The 18070-nt window shown below is 41.1% G+C and carries 15 protein-coding genes and 1 other annotated feature; of the genes, 2 read left to right on the forward strand and 13 right to left on the reverse strand.

Features of this window, described 5'->3' with window-relative positions:
* Positions 1 to 8: 8 nt before the first annotated feature.
* The gene (locus IE339_RS19880; protein WP_242170495.1) at positions 9 to 2654 is read right to left on the reverse strand and encodes a valine--tRNA ligase; all 2646 of its coding nucleotides are present in this window, start codon (positions 2652 to 2654) and stop codon (positions 9 to 11) included.
* 47 nt (positions 2655 to 2701) lie between these two features.
* Positions 2702 to 2942: a binding site (T-box leader), on the reverse strand.
* A 182-nt stretch (positions 2943 to 3124) separates the two neighbouring features.
* Here IE339_RS19880 and IE339_RS19885 point away from each other — a divergent pair.
* Positions 3125 to 3322 (forward strand): hypothetical protein, encoded by a 198-nt coding sequence (locus IE339_RS19885; RefSeq protein WP_053400961.1) that lies wholly within the window; start codon positions 3125 to 3127, stop codon positions 3320 to 3322.
* Here IE339_RS19885 and ysxE read toward each other — a convergent pair.
* The 8 genes from ysxE to hemA form a co-directional block, all read right to left on the reverse strand.
* Entirely contained in the window at positions 3319 to 4368 is a 1050-nt protein-coding gene (gene ysxE, locus IE339_RS19890) for a spore coat protein YsxE (protein WP_242170498.1), read from the reverse strand. The genes IE339_RS19885 and ysxE overlap by 4 nt on opposite strands.
* A gap of 68 nt (positions 4369 to 4436) precedes the next feature.
* A complete protein-coding gene (spoVID, locus tag IE339_RS19895; protein WP_242170503.1) occupies positions 4437 to 5672 on the reverse strand; it encodes a stage VI sporulation protein D in 1236 nt (411 codons plus the stop codon).
* A gap of 142 nt (positions 5673 to 5814) precedes the next feature.
* Positions 5815 to 7104, reverse strand: coding sequence for a glutamate-1-semialdehyde 2,1-aminomutase (hemL, locus tag IE339_RS19900; protein ID WP_242170506.1), 1290 nt, complete (start codon positions 7102 to 7104; stop codon positions 5815 to 5817).
* Positions 7105 to 7290: 186 nt separating this feature from the next.
* Complete coding sequence (gene hemB / locus IE339_RS19905) at positions 7291 to 8268, reverse strand: porphobilinogen synthase (protein WP_242170510.1); 978 nt, start codon at positions 8266 to 8268, stop codon at positions 7291 to 7293.
* 14 nt (positions 8269 to 8282) lie between these two features.
* Positions 8283 to 9077, reverse strand: a complete 795-nt coding sequence (locus tag IE339_RS19910; protein ID WP_242176254.1) for a uroporphyrinogen-III synthase — start codon at positions 9075 to 9077, stop codon at positions 8283 to 8285.
* On the reverse strand, positions 9077 to 10009 hold the full coding sequence (hemC, locus tag IE339_RS19915) for a hydroxymethylbilane synthase (protein WP_242170515.1): 933 nt from the start codon (positions 10007 to 10009) through the stop codon (positions 9077 to 9079). The genes IE339_RS19910 and hemC overlap by 1 nt, the downstream gene beginning before the upstream one ends.
* Before the next feature lie 13 nt (positions 10010 to 10022).
* A complete protein-coding gene (locus IE339_RS19920) occupies positions 10023 to 10856 on the reverse strand; it encodes a cytochrome C assembly family protein (protein WP_242170517.1) in 834 nt (277 codons plus the stop codon).
* Between the two features lie 14 nt (positions 10857 to 10870).
* Positions 10871 to 12214 (reverse strand): glutamyl-tRNA reductase, encoded by a 1344-nt coding sequence (gene hemA, locus IE339_RS19925; protein WP_242170519.1) that lies wholly within the window; start codon positions 12212 to 12214, stop codon positions 10871 to 10873.
* Between the two features lie 197 nt (positions 12215 to 12411).
* Between hemA and IE339_RS19930 the strand changes: the two genes are divergently transcribed.
* Positions 12412 to 12897, forward strand: coding sequence for a LiaF transmembrane domain-containing protein (locus IE339_RS19930; protein ID WP_242170522.1), 486 nt, complete (start codon positions 12412 to 12414; stop codon positions 12895 to 12897).
* Between the two features lie 62 nt (positions 12898 to 12959).
* On the opposite strand, the gene yihA is transcribed toward IE339_RS19930, so the two are convergent.
* From yihA to IE339_RS19950, 4 genes are all read right to left on the reverse strand, one after another.
* On the reverse strand, positions 12960 to 13541 hold the full coding sequence (gene yihA / locus IE339_RS19935; RefSeq protein WP_242170524.1) for a ribosome biogenesis GTP-binding protein YihA/YsxC: 582 nt from the start codon (positions 13539 to 13541) through the stop codon (positions 12960 to 12962).
* Positions 13541 to 15862, reverse strand: coding sequence for an endopeptidase La (lon, locus tag IE339_RS19940; RefSeq protein WP_053400950.1), 2322 nt, complete (start codon positions 15860 to 15862; stop codon positions 13541 to 13543). The genes yihA and lon overlap by 1 nt, the downstream gene beginning before the upstream one ends.
* Positions 15863 to 16244: 382 nt before the next feature.
* Positions 16245 to 17912, reverse strand: coding sequence for an ATP-dependent protease LonB (lonB, locus tag IE339_RS19945; RefSeq protein ID WP_242170526.1), 1668 nt, complete (start codon positions 17910 to 17912; stop codon positions 16245 to 16247).
* Complete coding sequence (locus IE339_RS19950; protein WP_242170527.1) at positions 17909 to 18046, reverse strand: hypothetical protein; 138 nt, start codon at positions 18044 to 18046, stop codon at positions 17909 to 17911. The genes lonB and IE339_RS19950 overlap by 4 nt, the downstream gene beginning before the upstream one ends.
* Positions 18047 to 18070 lie beyond the last annotated feature (24 nt).

Raw genomic sequence — 18070 nt, forward strand, 5'->3', positions numbered from 1 at the left:
TTTTATTATTACCCTTTAAGTTCATTAATACGAGCTTGAACAGCTTCACGTTTTTCAACGTAATCTGCTTCTTTTTTGCGCTCTTCTTCAATTACTTGTTCAGGTGCTTTGGCAATAAATCCTTGATTGCTTAATTTCTTCTGTACGCGCTCAACTTCTTTTGTAAGCTTATCAAGTTCTTTTTCAAGACGCTTAATTTCTTCATCTAAGTTGATTAATCCTTCAAGTGGAAGAATTAACTCCGCTCCTGTTACGATGGATGTCATCGCTTTTTCAGGAATCGTTACGCTTGTTGAAATTTCAAGCTCGCTTGGATTACAGAAACGTACGATATACGCCTCGTTTTTCGCTAGCTTCGCTTCAATATCCGCATCTTTCGCTTTAATATAAAGCTTAATTTGCTTGCTCATTGGCGTATTTACTTCCGCACGGATGTTACGAACAGAGCGAATGATGTCTACAAGCAAACGCATTTCTTCAGCCGCTGTATCATCCGTAAATTCAGTGCGAACTTCTGGCCACTTCGCTGCAGCGATTGATTCGCCTTCATGCGGCAAGTTCTGCCAAATTTCCTCGGTAATAAACGGCATGAACGGATGTAAAAGTCGCATTGTGTTGTCTAATACGTAAGCAAGTACGGAGCGAGTTGTTTTCTTCGCTGCTTCGTCCTCACCGTATAATGGCAGCTTCGCCATTTCAATGTACCAGTCACAGAAGTCATCCCAGATGAAGTTATAAAGAACACGACCTACTTCACCGAACTCATATTTATCTGCAAGCTTCGTTACGTTTTCAATCGTTTCATTTAAACGAGTTAAAATCCATTTGTCTGCTACTGATTTTTCACCGCTTAAGTCGATTTCTTCAAACGTTAAGCCGTCCATGTTCATTAGCGCAAAACGTGAAGCATTCCAGATCTTGTTAGCAAAGTTCCATGTTGCTTCTACTTTTTCTGTGCTGTAGCGTAAATCTTGACCTGGTGAACTTCCCGTTGATAAGAAGAAACGAAGGGAATCGGCACCGTATTGATCGATCACTTCCATCGGATCAACACCGTTTCCTAATGATTTACTCATCTTACGGCCTTCAGAATCACGAACAAGACCGTGAATGAGTACATCTTTGAACGGACGTTGCTCTGTGAACTCAATACCTTGGAAAATCATGCGAGATACCCAGAAGAAGATAATGTCGTAACCTGTTACAAGAGCCGCTGTTGGGTAGAAACGCTGGTAGTCAAGAGAAGCCGTTTCAGGCCAGCCTAATGTAGAGAACGGCCATAGCGCTGAGCTGAACCATGTATCAAGTACGTCTGTATCTTGTTCCCAGTTTTCAACGTCTGCTGGCGGTTCGTGGTCTACGTGAACTTCACCTGTTTCTTTGTGGTACCAAGCTGGAATACGATGACCCCACCAAAGCTGACGAGAAATACACCAGTCGCGGATATTTTCCATCCAGCGTAGGTATGTTTTTTCGAAACGATCCGGTACAAACGTTACTTTTTCGTCTTCTTTTTCTTGAAGCTTGATTGCTTCGTCTGCTAGTGGCTGCATTTTTACGAACCATTGTGTAGAAAGATATGGCTCAACAACAGCCCCACTGCGCTCACTGTGACCAACAGAGTGCATGTGTTCTTCGATCTTGAACAATACGCCTGCTTCTTGCATATCTTTTACAAGTTGCTTACGGCACTCGAAGCGATCCATTCCTTCATACTTACCAGCTTTTTCGTTCATCGTTCCGTCTGGATTCATAACTAGGATACGCTCTAGATCGTGGCGATTCCCAACTTCAAAATCGTTCGGGTCATGTGCTGGCGTAATTTTAACCGCACCAGAACCAAATTCCATATCTACGTAGTCATCACCAACGATTGGGATTTCACGGTTTACGATTGGTAGCATCACCTTTTTACCGATTAAATGCTTATAGCGCTCATCTTCAGGGTGAACGGCTACTGCTGTATCGCCAAGCATTGTTTCTGGACGCGTTGTCGCAATTTCAATATGTCCGCTTCCATCTGTAAGCGGATAGCGCATATGATAAAATGCACCTTGAACATCTTGGTGAATAACTTCGATATCAGAAAGAGCTGTTTTTGTAGCGGGGTCCCAGTTGATGATATACTCACCGCGGTAAATAAGACCTTTTTTGTATAGTGAAACGAATACTTCATTAACCGCTTTTGACAATCCTTCATCAAGCGTGAAGCGCTCGCGTGAATAGTCTAGTCCTAGACCAAGCTTTGCCCACTGCTGACGAATGTGCTCAGCGTACTCTTCTTTCCACTTCCACGTTTCTTCAACGAATTTTTCACGTCCAAGATCATAGCGTGACTTCCCTTCACTGCGAAGCTTTTGCTCTACCTTCGCTTGTGTCGCGATCCCCGCATGGTCCATACCAGGTAACCAAAGTACATCGTATCCTTGCATACGCTTCATACGTGTTAAAATATCTTGTAGCGTTGTATCCCATGCGTGACCTAAATGCAGCTTACCTGTTACGTTTGGTGGTGGAATAACGATTGTATATGGTTCCTTTTCAGGGTCGTTTGTTGCTTCAAAAAATTTGCCGTCTAACCAATATTGATAGCGGTTAGCTTCAATAGCTTTCGGATCGTATTTCGTTGAAAGATTGATCTCTTGTTCAGCCATTTTGTTCCCTCCTAAATTGTTTTGGAAAATAAAAAAACCCCTCTCATCAAAAGGACGAAAGGAGTGAGTTCGCGGTACCACCTTTTTTTATAGACACTAAAATGAAATACACGTGTCGTGTCTATACACTTGATTCGATAACGGTTCGACCGGCTTTCCCTACTAAATCGTTCAAGAAAGCTACTCATGGGCGACCTTCTGGCGCTACCTTCCTAAGAAATCTTTCAGCAGTTGATTTCTCTCTCTAAAGGGGTAGAATACCGTACTCTTCCCAATCGTGGTATTTTCCTATGTAAGTATACTACATATAGTATATGAAAAATCTATAAGTCGTCAATAAGCTTAACCATTTTTTTAGTATGCTATTCACTTTGTCTCTTTATGTGCTCGTTAGTTCTCTGTGATGAACCATTTTCTCTTCCCAACATATAGTGGTATAGGCAAATACACAGGATAAAGGAGCAGGTTCCATGAAACGAAAGTTTAACTTTAATTCCATGCAAGCACAGAAATGGTTAAAAACGATCGGAGCAGGGTGCGCTCAGTTTATTATTCCATTGACCATTTTTCAAGCAGTACGCACCCTGTTCTTCCCATCGATTTTAGATGTGTTTCTCCTCATTCTCTTCGTGCTGCTTTCACTCGCTATTTATTTAGAATGGATTTAACTTTGTGACTGAGCTGCTGCTTCTTCAGCCAGCTTTTTTTGTTGTTCTGCACCCACAATTTGAATGTTCAGCTGCTCAATATTTTTCAGCTGCCAAAACGCGTATAGAATACTGCGTACGTGTCCGACTTCATCACGCTCGCTTCTTCTCGTATTGTAGTTTGAAATAGCTCGGTACACGCTCTCTGGAAAAGCTAAATAGCTGTGTAAAAGGAGCATTTCATCACCTGTTAGCTTAAAATGCTGCTGATAAGTTGTAAACCAATCATAGCTTTCCATACTCGGAATTGGATACGTTCGATTTGACCTTGTATAAAAGGACACCAAATCGTAAATCGGTGAAGCGGCTTTTGATTTTTCAAGGTTAATAAAATAGCCGTTTCCGTTGTTGTCATACACAAAATGCTTAGGTGATAGTTTCCCGTGGATGGTTACTAGACGCATTTTCTCTTTTTCTTTCACTTGCTCATACCAATCGTCAAGCTTGCCACGACCGAAATCAATTGCTTTTACGGCATCTTGGTAAAACGTACAAAAGCTGAGCTCAAACGGTGACATATAAATTCTCTTCTCGCATTCCCCAATGAAATTCTCAAGCTCCTCTTTGCGCTGATCCCAAGCAGTCGTGAGCTGGTCGTAATGCTTTTTGATGTCATCTTCTGTCACCTTTACTTCATGAGAAGATAGGGCATGCATATTCGCAAGTTCTTGAAACAGCTTATGATAACGAATATCTCGTTCTTCTTTTTGATCGTTCACAAGCCACGGCATCAGATAAAAGGTTTGTGAACCATTTTGAACCGTATATTGACCGTCAACTGTTCGATAAACAGGAACCATTTGCATAAATCCCTTTTGATAAAGACGCTGAATGCTTTGAATGAACGAAAGACTGCGCAATGTCGGATCATCTAGTTCCTTTAGTGCGTACACTCCTCGATCAGTATAAATCTTTTTTACTTTCCCGTAATCCTCAATAAAATTGACCTGCAGCTGATACGCTTGTAAAAGCGGCCCGTAGTCAATTTGCGGTGGTTGATTTATCATAGAGGGCTCACTCCTAAACGAAAAGAAAACAGCTGATAGACAAGCTTCAACTGTTTTCTTCGACTTTTTTATTGTTTATAAGTAGGAATGTTAATAAGTTGGCCTTCCTTTAGTCGCTCATCTTCTTCGATGCTGTTCACGCGTAAAATTTGCTGCACGTTTAGGCTGTAACGATGAGCAATTTGCTCGAGTGATTCACCTTCCTGAACGATGCACACTCTTAAGCGAGTAAAGTCCTCTTCTGCATTTTTTGAAAACAGCTTTGTAAGGTATAGCGCATTTTCCTTCCTTTTTTCGCCGCTTTCCTGCTTTTCCTGACGAATATCAATCACCATTTGTTCTGCTGGTTCGCTCTTTTTATTTGTCTCTTCAAACTCAGCTACATACGGTTTGTAAGCAGTGTGTCGAATGACTTCCTCGACTGGCTCAGGTTCGGAATAGACGACTGGTTCTTCCTCCTGCCACTCTGCTGTTTCTGTTTCTCTTTCTCTTTCCTCTTCTTGTTCTACAGTTCTCGCATAAGCAACAGGCTCTTCCTCGAACGTTTTTTTCACTTCCACTGTGAAAGGTTCATTAAACTCATCGTCCGCTTCAAACGTTGGCTCTGGTGTGAGCGGACGTTGACTGAATGAAGCAAAGTAATCTTTTACCTCTTCATACTCAACTTCCTGCTCTTGCTCCTGATCCGCTTCGGCTGTTGATGAACGATATAAAGAGTCAAATTCTTCTTCGGTCACTTCTACATGCTGATACTCCTCATAAGAAGAAATTGGCTGGTCGCGATCAAATGTAGCTTCTTGAAACTCTTGATACGGCTCTTCTTGTACCTCTTCTTCTTGAAGGATATAATCTGATTCTCTTGCCGTGCTTTGCTGTTCACCGTATAACCCCGCAATCGATAAATCTGCTACCACCTGTAAGCAATCTGCAGAAGGTAAGTCGTAATCAAACGACTCAATCGCAACAAATACTTGATCGACACTTTGGATTCGATTACGTGGAATGGTAATATCAACTGGAAAGTAATACGTAAATTCATTTGTTCCGTCCTCACGAGTATGAACGTCTTCTACCTGTTTTCCATGTGTATATTCACGCAAAGATGCTTCGAAGTCTTCATCATATTTTTCATATTCCCCGGTTAAAGTTAATGCTCCACGGATGGAAACATATTGCTCATATTCATGAATAGCGATTTCTGGATCAAGTGAGACAGACATAAGCTGCGCCACTTCCTGTCCTTTTTGAAACCATACAGATTCTTCAACAGAAAAATGCAAAGACGATTGATTATCTTGTGACAATGTATGCTCCTCCTTTCAAAAACACATCGACAAATAGCGGTGTCATTAAAGATGTATGAAAAAAGAATGGCATTTATTACTTTCTTTTAAAAATAAGAAGGTAAAATAACAAAAGCATCGCAGTCGCTGCGATGCTTTTTTCTTATCCCCGGATAACCGCGAACGCTTTTTCAGCTGCTTGAATGGTTTTTTCAATATCTTCATCACTATGTGAAGTAGATAAGAATAATCCTTCAAACTGAGATGGTGGCAAGAACACGCCGTTATGAGCCATTTCACGATAGTACGTCGCAAAATACTCAAGGTTTGACGTTTTCGCTTTTTCGTAGTTCACTACGTCTTCATTTGTGAAGAAGAAGCCAATCATTGAACCCGCGCGATTAATCGTATGCGGAATGTCATATTTTTCAGCCGCTGCTTTGAAGCCTTCTTCTAAACGATCTGCTTTACGTCCGAACTCTTCATATGATTGAGGTGTAAGCTGACTTAACGTTTCGTACCCCGCTGTCATTGCTAACGGATTTCCTGAAAGAGTTCCAGCTTGGTAAATCGGCCCGCTTGGCGCGATTTGCTGCATGATTTCTGCTTTTCCGCCGTAAGCTCCTACCGGTAGACCTCCACCGATTACTTTTCCAAGACATGTTAAGTCTGGTGTCACACCGAAATAACCCTGTGCACATGTATAATCAACACGGAATCCAGTCATCACCTCATCAAAAATAAGTAATGATTGATAATTAGTTGTAATTTCACGAAGTCCTTCTAGGAAACCAGGCTGTGGCGGAACAACGCCCATGTTTCCAGCAACAGGCTCAACAATTACTCCTGCAATATCAGTACCAAACTGTTCGAATGCGTATTGAACGCTTTCTAAATCATTGTACGGAACGGTAATAGTGTTGCTTGCAATTCCTTCTGGAACACCAGGGCTATCTGGAAGTCCTAAAGTTGCTACTCCTGAACCGGCTTTAATTAATAACGAATCACCGTGACCATGATAGCACCCTTCAAATTTTAAAATCTTGTTGCGGCCTGTATATCCGCGCGCAAGACGTAGAGCGCTCATTGTCGCTTCTGTTCCTGAGTTTACCATACGTACTACTTCAATAGACGGAACGCGTTCAATAACGAGCTTTGCGAGTTTATTTTCGATTAAAGTCGGTGCACCAAAGCTTGTCCCAAGCTCTGTTACCTTTTTCAATGACTCTACAACACGATCATTAGCATGACCATGAATTAACGGTCCCCATGAAAGAACATAGTCGATGTATTCATTTCCATCGATATCATAGATTTTAGAACCTTTCCCGCGCTCCATAAAGATTGGATCAATATCCACTGACTTAAAGGCACGAACAGGGCTATTTACTCCACCTGGCATTAATTGCTGTGCTTCTAGAAAAGCTGCTTTTGATTTTTCGTAGCTTGGCATTGTCATGCTCCTTCCAAATTCGCTTTTTTCTACTTATTAGTTTATCGTTGTTTCCATTACTTCCACAAGTTTCAAGAGATACTTTGCGCTTAAAACGCTGACTTAAGCAGATCGTGCTGCTTTTAGTACGATCTGCTTAAGCCTAGAAAGCTAGAGAGTACCCTACCCTCCAGCTCTCTAAGTTTGTTATCTCGTTAACCAGCGAGCAGCATCTTTCGCATGATACGTAATGATAATATCTGCACCTGCACGCTTCATTCCAGTCAATGTTTCAAGAACGATTTGTTCCTCGTTAATCCAGCCTCTTTCAGCTGCCGCTTTAATCATAGAATACTCACCGCTTACGTTATAAGCAACAACCGGCAAGTTAAAGTTGTTTTTCACGTCGCGCATAATATCTAAATAAGAAAGAGCGGGCTTCACGATTAAGAAGTCTGCACCCTCTTCTACGTCAGATTCTGCTTCGCGTAGAGCTTCTAGACGGTTTGCTGGGTCCATTTGGTATGTTTTACGATCTCCGAATTGTGGCGTAGAATTCGCCGCATCACGGAACGGACCATAATAAGCAGAAGAATATTTCACTGCATAAGACATGATTGGGATATCTTCGTATCCAGCATTGTCTAAGCCCTCACGAATGGCTGCTACGAAACCGTCCATCATGTTTGATGGCGCAATGATATCTGCACCTGCTTTTACTTGGCTAACCGCTGTACGAGCTAATAAGTCAAGTGACGGATCGTTTAGGATTTTTCCATTCTCCACTACGCCACAGTGACCATGATCTGTATACTCACATAGACACGTATCTGCAATAATTAAAAGCTCTGGAAACTTTTCTTTAATAACGCGAATCGCTTCTTGTGTAATTCCATGATCATGATACGCACCGCTACCGACAGCGTCTTTTTCATCGGGAACCCCAAATACCATCACAGATTGAATGCCAAGATCCACAACTTCTTGAATTTCTTCGTGAATACGATCAAGTGAAAATTGGTATACGGCTGGCATAGATGCTACAGCGTTCTTTTTATTTTCTCCTTCTACGACAAACACAGGATACACAAAATCTTCTACGTGTAGATGTGTTTCACGTACCATCGAGCGAAGTGCTGATGAATTACGTAATCGACGATGACGTTTAAACTGTAAGTCTTTCATAAGTATTGCCTCCTCTAAAACGGTTCATTCGAAAGCCGATCCACTAATAGATGAATCATGCCTTCTGTCGTATATTCCTGAGGTGTCAAACACCTCGTAAATCCTACTTTTTTTGCGGTCCTTTCTGTAATAGGACCGATACAAACAATGATACACCTCTTAGATTGTTCCTTCCAATCAACTGCTTGAAGGAGCTCCGTAAAGAAGCGAACGCTTGATGAGCTCGTAAACGTAACGGCATCAATCTCGCCGCTTTTCATCACCGTTACTAGCTCCTCTTTTACTTCTTCATTTGGAACCGTCTCATACACAACAAGGTCACATGTCTCGATTTCATGCTCCTTTAAACCATTTGAAAGAACAGGACGGGACAAATTCCCTCTTACGAGTAAAACCTTATCAGACGTTGTGAGCGTTGATACGAGTTCAGCTAGTAATTTCTCAGCAATAAACTCCGTTGGAACTAACGTAGGTGTAAACCCATACTTCGTAAGTAAGCGCTTTGTTTTTTCTCCAACTACCGCTATTTTTTGGTGCTTTATTGACTCTTTATCAATCTTAAACGTATCCAAAAAATCAAAGAAAAACTTCACGCCGTTTTGACTCGTAAAAACAAGCCACGTATATTGCATCAGATTTTGTAAAACGTTATGTATATGTTCAATATGCTGAACGGGCTTTTGAAGCTTTAGGAGCGGAACCGTAACCGGAACGCCTCCGAGTTCTTCGATGCTTGCCGCCATTTCTTTTGCTTGTCGGGCTCCTCTTGTAATTAAGATCTTTTTAGAGAAAAGAGGAGCATGATTCATCACTTTTCAAGCTCCTCTTTCACACGATCAATTAACTCTTTTCCACCGCTCGCTGCAATGCGCTCTGCAGCCTCGTATCCGAGCTGAATTGGGTCTGTACCAATCAGCTTCTCCTTGTAGATAATCGTCCCATCTGGAGATCCAACAAGTGCCGTAAGTTCAATTTGATCACCCTCTACTACACGAGCATGTCCTGCAATCGGAACCTGACAGCCGCCTTCCATTTTATTTAAAAAGGCACGTTCCGCTTGCACCATACGATTTGTATGCTCATCATTTAACTTCGCAAGCGCCTCTAATACTTCTGTATCGTCATTGCGACATTCAATGCCAAGTGCACCTTGTCCGACAGCTGAGACGCTAACATCTGCTTCTAGATACTCGGTTACAATTTCTCTTGACCAGCCCATACGAGCAAGACCTGCCGCCGCTAAAATAATGGCATCATAGTTCTCATTTTTTAGCTTATCAAGTCGTGTATCAATATTGCCACGAATCCATTTAATCTCTAAATCTGGTCGTTTTGCTAACAGCTGTGCACTTCTGCGCAGACTGCTCGTTCCGACAACTGCGCCTGATGGCAGTTCCTCTAACGTTTGACCCGTTTTCGAAATAAGAACATCTCTATGGTCCTCTCTTACGGGCACACAGCCGATCGTCAAGCCTTCTAAAAGCTCTGCTGGCATGTCTTTCATGCTATGCACGGCTAAATCAATTTCCTTATCAAAAAGCGCTTGTTCGATCTCTTTTACGAATAAGCCCTTTCCTCCTACCTTTGAAAGCGTAACATCTAAAATTTTGTCGCCTTTTGTGACGATCTCTTTAATTTCAAACTCATAAGGAACTCCAAGCTCCTTCAACTGGTTAATCACCCAGTTGGTTTGTGTCAGAGCTAACTTACTTCTGCGTGAGCCTACGATAATTTTACGCATGTTATCCTCCTGATCAAGAATCCCAAAAATGAAAGTTTGACAAACTTCCAAATAAGAAAAAGTTTATTAGTACGAGTAAAAATAGTCCTACATTCCATATAGCAATAGACTTTCCATAAATCTCCTTCTTCACTCTAACATACATGTACACGCTATAGAAAATGAGAACTAAAAAGGACCCAATAACCTTCGTATCGTACCAGTAGAAATCGGGGATTTTAATGTTCGCCCAAATTAGCCCGAGCAGCAGTGACAGTAGTAAAAGTGGTATGCCAATTACGTTAAGTACAAAAGAAAGTGAGTCGAGCTTTGATAAATCTTCTATTCGCAGCAGACGTTTCCCCCACTTTTTCTTTTTCAGCAAATTGTATTGAATTAAGTATAAGCACGACAAAACAAATGAAATGGAAAACGCTCCGTACGATAAAATCGCCATCGTAATGTGAATCACCAAAAGCTCTGAAACAAGCTTCTCTGCTTCAATATTTGACGTTGCTTGAATAGGTGTAAACGTATGCAATGACATAATGAAAAAGCCAATAACATTCGTAAAGAACGCAATAAATTCCACTCTAAACAAGCGATAAATAAGTAATGATAACGAAATAAGTACCCATGAATAAAAATATAATCCTTCGAAAATCGTTAAAATCGGAAATCTTCCTGTTTCAATCATTTTGGCGAGCAAGAAAATCGTTTGCAAAAGCCATACAATAGAAAGTAACCAGAAGGCAGCTGTTCTGACCTTCCGGTTATGAATAAGGAAATCTGTAAAATATAATAAAACGCTGAATGCGTACAGGATAATGATTAGTTCATACACCCTTGTTAAACTAATGTCAATCATAGAACCCCACCTGCTTATGATTGATAAACGGGATCATGAGTGCTCACTGGTTGATATTCAGCTTGAGTTGAGTGATTATCCTGCTCCTGTACCGCTTCTTCAATGTTAAAAATCTTCTTAAATAAATCCAATGACTCTACGGCATTGGGTTCTCCTGCTAGCTCTTTCGCATGAAGAATTGGATCTCGTAGCAACTGATTAATAATGCTCTTTGTATGCTTATTTAATACTTTTTTGTCACGCTCTGATAAGTGAGGAAGCTTCCGTTCAATGCTTTGCATCGTCTCACCTTGAATCGTTAGGGCTTTTTGACGAAGGGCAGAAATAACGGGCACGACACCAAGTGTGTTAAGCCATTGCTTGAATTCAACGATTTCTGCTTCAATCATCAATTCTACTTTTTCCGCCGCCTGCTGACGTTCTTGAAGGTTTGCTTCTACAATTCCTTCTAAATCGTCAATATCGTATAAAAAGACGCTCTCTAATTCATCAATCGCTGGATCAAGATCACGCGGAACCGCAATGTCTACCATAAACATCGGGCGGCCCTTTCGTGCTTTTTCTGCCTCTTTCATGGCTGCTTTTGTTACCATGTAGTCTTTGGCTCCAGTGGAGCTAATTAAGATATCCGCTTCTTCTAATGCTTCTTGTAAATTCTCGATCGGCTTCGCACTTCCTGAGAACTTCGCTGCTAATAGCTGCGCTTTCGCAAACGTACGGTTCACGACCGTAATTTTTTGCGCACCGCCGCCGTATAAATTTTGGGCTGCCAAATCGCCCATTTTACCGGCCCCTAAAATAACGACATGCTTGGACGACAAGTCTCCGAAGATTTTCTTCGCTAGCTCTACTGCTGCATAGCTGACAGAAACGGCATGTGCGCCAATTTCTGTTTCATGATGTCCACGCTTTGCTAATGTGACCGCTTGTTTAAATAGCTGATTAAATACCGTCCCAATCGTTCCATATTCTTGAGCCGTTAAAAAGCTCGAACGCACTTGTCCGAGGATTTGCGTCTCACCTAGAACCATTGAATCTAATCCACAAGCGACACGATATAAATGTTCGATCGCACTATCGTCTTCATAAATCGTTAAAAACGGAGAGAATTCTTCTTTGTCAATATGAAACCAGTCGGCTAAAAATGCCTTTACATAATAACGACCTGTATGAAGCTGGTCGACGACTGCATAAATTTCTGTTCGGTTACACGTTGATACGATAATATTTTCAAGTACACTCTTTTGTGTACGTAACACTCCCATTGCAGACGCTAATTCTGATTCATCAAAGCTTAGCTTCTCACGTATTTCAACAGGGGCGGTACGGTGATTAATACCTACTGCGATAATATGCATGTTTGCATACCCCCTCGTAAAGAACTATAGATTTTTTTCCTTCATCTATTATAACATGTTGAAAGAGCACTTTAATAAAAAAAATGTGAACAGTATATGAAATCCTGTGATAAGATAATTGTTATCTGTCCATTCGTAAAAATAACAGAATCGATCTTATTACTCAAGTTTCCTGTTTGAAGCTTTTGGAGGTACATATGAAAAAACAATCTGTATTTTTTGGCACACTTTTAGTTGGGTTTGGTCTGATTTTCTTCGCTAAAGAGTTTCACCTAGCCATTGGAAATGCACTCAATAGCTGGCCTAGCCTACTCATCATTATTGGGATTGCGCTTTTGGCACAGTCACAAAAAACAAATGACAATACATATACACTGACAGGATCAGTCTTAATTATTCTTGGCGCTCACTTTCACGCCGTGCATTATCTCCCATTTTGGCCGGATCAAAATGCGATGGTTTTACTTATGATTGGTATCGGATTTGTTGCCAGCTACCGACAGATAAAGATTGCCTTGTTCCAAGGAACAGTGCTTATTGTAGTAGCTCTCATCCAAATGTTTTGGGAGAAAATCCTTACATGGTCAGAAGTGTTCAAAACACAATTTACATCTTTCGGGAAATTTTGGCCCCTCCTTTTACTAGTTATTGGTTTGTATTTATTATTTTTCAAAAAGAAGTAAAGTATGTAAAAAAAGGTGGAACAGTTAACTGTTCCACCTTTTTTTACATAGAAATACACTTTTTACATGAAGCTCTCGATTGCTGCCCACGCCTCTTCTTTTCCTAGACCTGTTTCAGATGAGAATAGTACTACTTTATCTCCTTCTTCTACTTGAAGAGCAGAGTAGACGATCTTCATGTGCTTTTGCCATTTCCCTTTTGGAATTTTATCGGCTTTCGTCGCGATCAATATCACGGGAATTTCGTAATGCTTTAGAAAGTCATACATCATAATATCGTCCTTGGACGGCGGATGACGTAGGTCAACAATTTGTACAACAGCTTTTAACGGCTCGCGGTCCGTTAAGTACGTTTCAATCATTTTCCCCCACGCTTCTCGTTCCTTTTTTGACACTTTCGCAAATCCATAACCAGGAACGTCGACAAACATTAATTTTTGATCCAAATCATAAAAATTAAGCGTTTGTGTTTTCCCTGGCTTTGATGAGATACGAGCTAGTCCTTTACGACCAAGCATCTTATTAATAAAAGATGACTTTCCTACATTTGAACGCCCTGCCAAAGCAAACTCCGGAAGTCCACCTTCTGGATATTGCTCTGGGCGCACGGCGCTTATAACAATTTCTGAATGATTAATCTTCATTACTTCTCTCCTACTAGCGCATGCTTTAGTACCTCATCTAAATGAGACACCAGCACAATTTCGATTCGTTCACGAACACTGTCCGGAATATCCTCGATGTCCTTTTCATTATCATACGGAATTAAAATTTTCGTCAACCCCGCACGGTGAGCACTTAGTGATTTTTCTTTTAATCCACCAATTGGCAGCACGCGGCCGCGCAGCGTAATTTCACCAGTCATCCCTACTTCTTTGCGAATCGGTTTGCCTGTTAACGCTGAGATGAGCGCTGTTGCAATGGTAATACCAGCAGATGGACCATCCTTTGGAACGGCTCCTTCTGGTACGTGAATGTGAATATCATATTTTTCGTAGAAATTTTCTTCGATGCCTAATTCTTTCGCCTTAGAACGAACGTAGCTAAACGCGGTTTGAGCGGATTCCTTCATCACATCGCCAAGCTTACCAGTTAAGACAAGCTTGCCTTTTCCTGATGAAAGACTAACTTCAATCGCTAGCGTATCACCACCAGCAGCTGTATAAGCTAAACCAGTCGCAACCCCTACTTGATCTTCAAGTTCAGCTTGACCGTAGCGGAAACGTGGTTTACCTAAAAATTCTTCTAGACTTTTTTCTGTCACGACCACTCGTTTTTTCTCTTCGCTTACAATTAATCTCGCTGCTTTACGGCAGATTGATGCAATTTCGCGCTCAAGGCTACGTACTCCTGCCTCACGCGTATACAGACGAATTAATGCCATCAACGCATCATCACGGATTTGAAGCTGTGATTTTTGTAGACCGTGGTCTGCCAGCTGACGAGGAGCTAAATGACGCTTGGCGATCTCAAGCTTTTCTAACTCCGTATATCCCGCAATATTAATAATTTCCATGCGATCACGTAAAGGACCAGGAATTGTCGCCAGGTTGTTTGCTGTCGCAATAAACATAACGTTCGATAAATCGTATGGCTCTTCAATATAGTGATCACTGAAATTATGGTTTTGTTCTGGATCTAACACTTCAAGTAAAGCAGAAGATGGATCTCCTCTGAAATCATTGGACATTTTATCAATTTCATCCAATAAGAAGACCGGGTTAATCGTCCCTGCTTTTTTCATGCTCTGAATAATTCGGCCTGGCATCGCTCCTACGTATGTACGACGATGACCACGAATTTCAGATTCATCTCGCACACCGCCAAGAGATGCACGTACAAAATTACGATTCATTGAAGTCGCAATGGATCTTGCTAGGGATGTTTTCCCTACTCCTGGAGGCCCTGATAGACACAAAATAGGACCTTTCAGTGATTTCGTTAATTGCTGAACGGCTAAATACTCAAGAACGCGTTCTTTTACTTTTTCAAGGCCATAATGCTCATCGTCTAGTACTTTTTCTGCACGTTTGATATTTAAAATATCTTCCGTTGCTTCTGTCCAAGGGATGGTTACGAGCCAATCAATGTAATTGCGGATAACGGAGCTTTCGGCAGAACTCGCTGGGATTTTTTCATAACGATCAAGTTCACGTAGCGCAACGGCTTTTGCAGACTCTGACATACCCGCTGCTTCAATTTTTTCACGAAGTGTCGCTACTTCTCCCGTTTTTCCTTCTTTATCCCCAAGCTCTTTTTGAATGGCCTTCATTTGCTCACGAAGGTAATACTCTTTTTGAGTACGCTCCATCGATTTTTTTACACGTTGACCAATTTTTTTCTCTAGCTGAAGCACTTCTTTTTCATTTTGAATGAAGGAAATGACTTTATTTAAACGTTCTTTCACATCAAGCGTTTCCAAAATGTCTTGCTTACCAGGAATTTTAAGTGGTAAATGCGATGCGATAATATCAGCTAATCGCCCAGGCTCTTCAATATCGGATACCGTTGAGAAGGTTTCAGCTGACACTTTCTTAGAAATTTTTATGTATTGATCAAAATACTCAAGAAGCGTTCTCATTAAGGCACGATCTTCTAGGTCACCTTTGTACGCTTCGTCATACGTATCAATTTTAACTAAGAAAGAATCATCAACTTCGTCAAAAGACTGAATAAATCCGCGTTGAAGTCCTTCAACCAACACTCTCATTGTTCCATTCGGCAACTTAAGCATTTGCTTAATTTTTGCCAATGTCCCCATTTCAAACAAATCATTTTGGGAAGGGTCATCAATTCCCATATCTTTTTGCGCTACTAAAAAAATTAAATTATCGTCCACCATGGCTTTTTCAAGCGCTTGGACCGATTTATCACGACCTACATCTAAATGCAGGACCATTGTTGGATAAACTAATAAACCTCGCAGTGGCAGGAGGGGAACCAGCATTTCTTCACCGTTTGCCATCAAATGAACACCTCCAGATGTTTGATGAATGATTATGTATCATGTGAAATCTTTTACCAATTCTATCTTATTTGTATACACATGTCTAATCATAGTAATTACTTATTTTATCATACTTTAATTCGCAATTCTGCTTTTTGATTCGTGGAAATGTGCAAGATGAGCATTTCATAAAAAGGAGTCCTTTTCTAATCTATTCCTCTTTTATCGTAAAATTCTCATATGCCCTATTCTTATAGTGCGCTTTGTTTTCTTTTTTAACAATACTCGTACGTAAAAAATCTTTTTCTTTGGTACTTATGATCGATCTTCTTTCAAATAAAAAAGCAAAGCAGTTCTTCTATTCAGACAGAACCGCTTCACTTTCATCATTTTACTATGTTTACATGGATTCGGTTTTTGGAAATCCTTTTTGTTCTTTAAATTGTACCAGATGATCGTCCAGTTGCTGAAACGCAACCGCAAACACCTCATCCAAATGCTTTACAGGTGTCACCTCAATGTTTTTCAGCTCATTGACCATGCTGTTCATGTTCTCATGTGGAATAATCACATTTTGAACGCCTGCTTGCCTTGCTGCTTTGATTTTTGGAATGACGCCACCAATTGGTTTTACTTTTCCATGAAGGCTAATTTCTCCCGTCATGGCAACCGTATTTTTGATCGGAATTTCATAAATAGCCGAATAAATTCCTGTTGCCATCGCAATGCCAGCTGACGGTCCGTCGATCGGCACGCCGCCTGGGAAATTGACGTGAATGTCATATTCATCAGCCGGAACGTTCATCGATCGTAAAACCGTCACTACATTTTCAATCGAGCTTTTTGCCATACTTTTTCTTCGTACTGATTTACCTTGACCACCAATACTTTCTTCTTCTACGATTCCAGTAATGTTGATCGTCCCTTTTTCTTTTACCTTCATGGCCGTTACTTCAATTTCTAATAGAGACCCTGAATTAGGTCCATGAACAGCTAAACCATTCACAACGCCGATTTGCTCTTTATCATGGATTTTCGGATCATGACGAGGGCTTAATTGACTAGAGTGAACCACCCACTCAATGTCCTCATCTTTAATGTGCTGTCGCTCTTCTGAAATCGCTAATCCGGCACCAATTTGAACCATATTTACCGCTTCACGACCGTTTCGTGCATATGTAGACAATACTGTTAGCCCTTGATCACTCATCGTCATATGGACTTTGCTTGCAGCTTTTTGGGCTACTTCCTTCACTTCATCACGCTCTAACTCACGGAAAAATACTTCTAAGCAACGTGAACGAATCGCCGGTGGAATTTCATTAGGTGTTCGCGTCGTTGCACCGATTAATCGAAAATCGGCGGGTAGACCATTTTGAAAAATATCATGAATGTGCGTTGGGATTTGCGGGTTTTCTTCGCTGTAATATGCGCTCTCCATAAATACTTTTCGGTCTTCAAGCACTTTTAGCAGCTTGTTCATTTGAATCGGATGAAGTTCGCCAATTTCATCAATGAACAGCACACCTCCATGCGCGTTTGTAACTGCTCCCTGCTTCGGCTGAGGAATACCAGCTTGCCCCATTGCTCCAGCACCTTGATAAATTGGATCATGTACAGAACCGATCAGTGGATCAGCGATGCCGCGCTCATCAAATCTTGCCGTCGTGGCATCAAGCTCTACAAATACGGCGCTCTGCTTGAATGGCGATTTTTGATTCTTTTTCGCCTCTTCTAATACAAGTCGTGCCGCAGCCGTTTTTCCGACCCCAGGCGGTCCGTAAATAATGACGTGCTGAGGGTTTGGTCCGCAAATTGCTGCTTTTAAGGACTTAATCCCGTCCTCTTGTCCGACAATATCCTTAAAGGTAGAAGGACGTACTTTTTCTGCTAACGGCTCCGTAAGTGAAATGGAGCGCATTTTTCGAAGCTGATCCATTTCTTTACGTGATTCTCGATCAATTGAGACCTTTTGTGTACGCTGATTACGTAACAAGTTCCAAAAATACAATCCAATTACGATCCCGAAAAATAATTGGACGATTAACGCAATGTTAGTCCAGTTCATACGTAACCTCCTGCAAGCAATAATGTTTCATAATTATTGCTAGTATCTCCCTGCATGGATATGAATAAACCGACTTCCATAATATTTTCAAAAATAACGAATTTCTGGGCAACAAAAAAAGAGGCTGATTTCAATCAGCCTCTCTCCTATTGCATCAT

The organism is Priestia koreensis (assembly GCF_022646885.1).
In the GTDB taxonomy this organism is placed as follows: Bacteria; Bacillota; Bacilli; order Bacillales; family Bacillaceae_H; genus Bacillus_AG; species Bacillus_AG koreensis_A.

Excerpts from the sequence above, each read along its gene's own strand:
- hemL (WP_242170506.1), bottom strand. The coding sequence starts at position 7,104 with ATGCCAAGCTACGAAAAATCAAAAGCAGCTTTTCTAGAAGCACAGCAA.
- hemA (WP_242170519.1), bottom strand. The coding sequence starts at position 12,214 with ATGCATATTATCGCAGTAGGTATTAATCACCGTACCGCCCCTGTTGAA.
- hemB (WP_242170510.1), bottom strand. The coding sequence starts at position 8,268 with ATGAAAGACTTACAGTTTAAACGTCATCGTCGATTACGTAATTCATCA.
- hemC (WP_242170515.1), bottom strand. The coding sequence starts at position 10,009 with ATGCGTAAAATTATCGTAGGCTCACGCAGAAGTAAGTTAGCTCTGACA.
- yihA (WP_242170524.1), bottom strand. The coding sequence starts at position 13,541 with ATGAAGATTAATCATTCAGAAATTGTTATAAGCGCCGTGCGCCCAGAG.
- ysxE (WP_242170498.1), bottom strand. The coding sequence starts at position 4,368 with ATGATAAATCAACCACCGCAAATTGACTACGGGCCGCTTTTACAAGCG.
- IE339_RS19885 (WP_053400961.1), top strand. The coding sequence starts at position 3,125 with ATGAAACGAAAGTTTAACTTTAATTCCATGCAAGCACAGAAATGGTTA.
- IE339_RS19920 (WP_242170517.1), bottom strand. The coding sequence starts at position 10,856 with ATGATTGACATTAGTTTAACAAGGGTGTATGAACTAATCATTATCCTG.
- IE339_RS19930 (WP_242170522.1), top strand. The coding sequence starts at position 12,412 with ATGAAAAAACAATCTGTATTTTTTGGCACACTTTTAGTTGGGTTTGGT.
- lon (WP_053400950.1), bottom strand. The coding sequence starts at position 15,862 with ATGGCAAACGGTGAAGAAATGCTGGTTCCCCTCCTGCCACTGCGAGGT.
- IE339_RS19880 (WP_242170495.1), bottom strand. The coding sequence starts at position 2,654 with ATGGCTGAACAAGAGATCAATCTTTCAACGAAATACGATCCGAAAGCT.
- lonB (WP_242170526.1), bottom strand. The coding sequence starts at position 17,912 with ATGAACTGGACTAACATTGCGTTAATCGTCCAATTATTTTTCGGGATC.
- IE339_RS19910 (WP_242176254.1), bottom strand. The coding sequence starts at position 9,077 with ATGAATCATGCTCCTCTTTTCTCTAAAAAGATCTTAATTACAAGAGGA.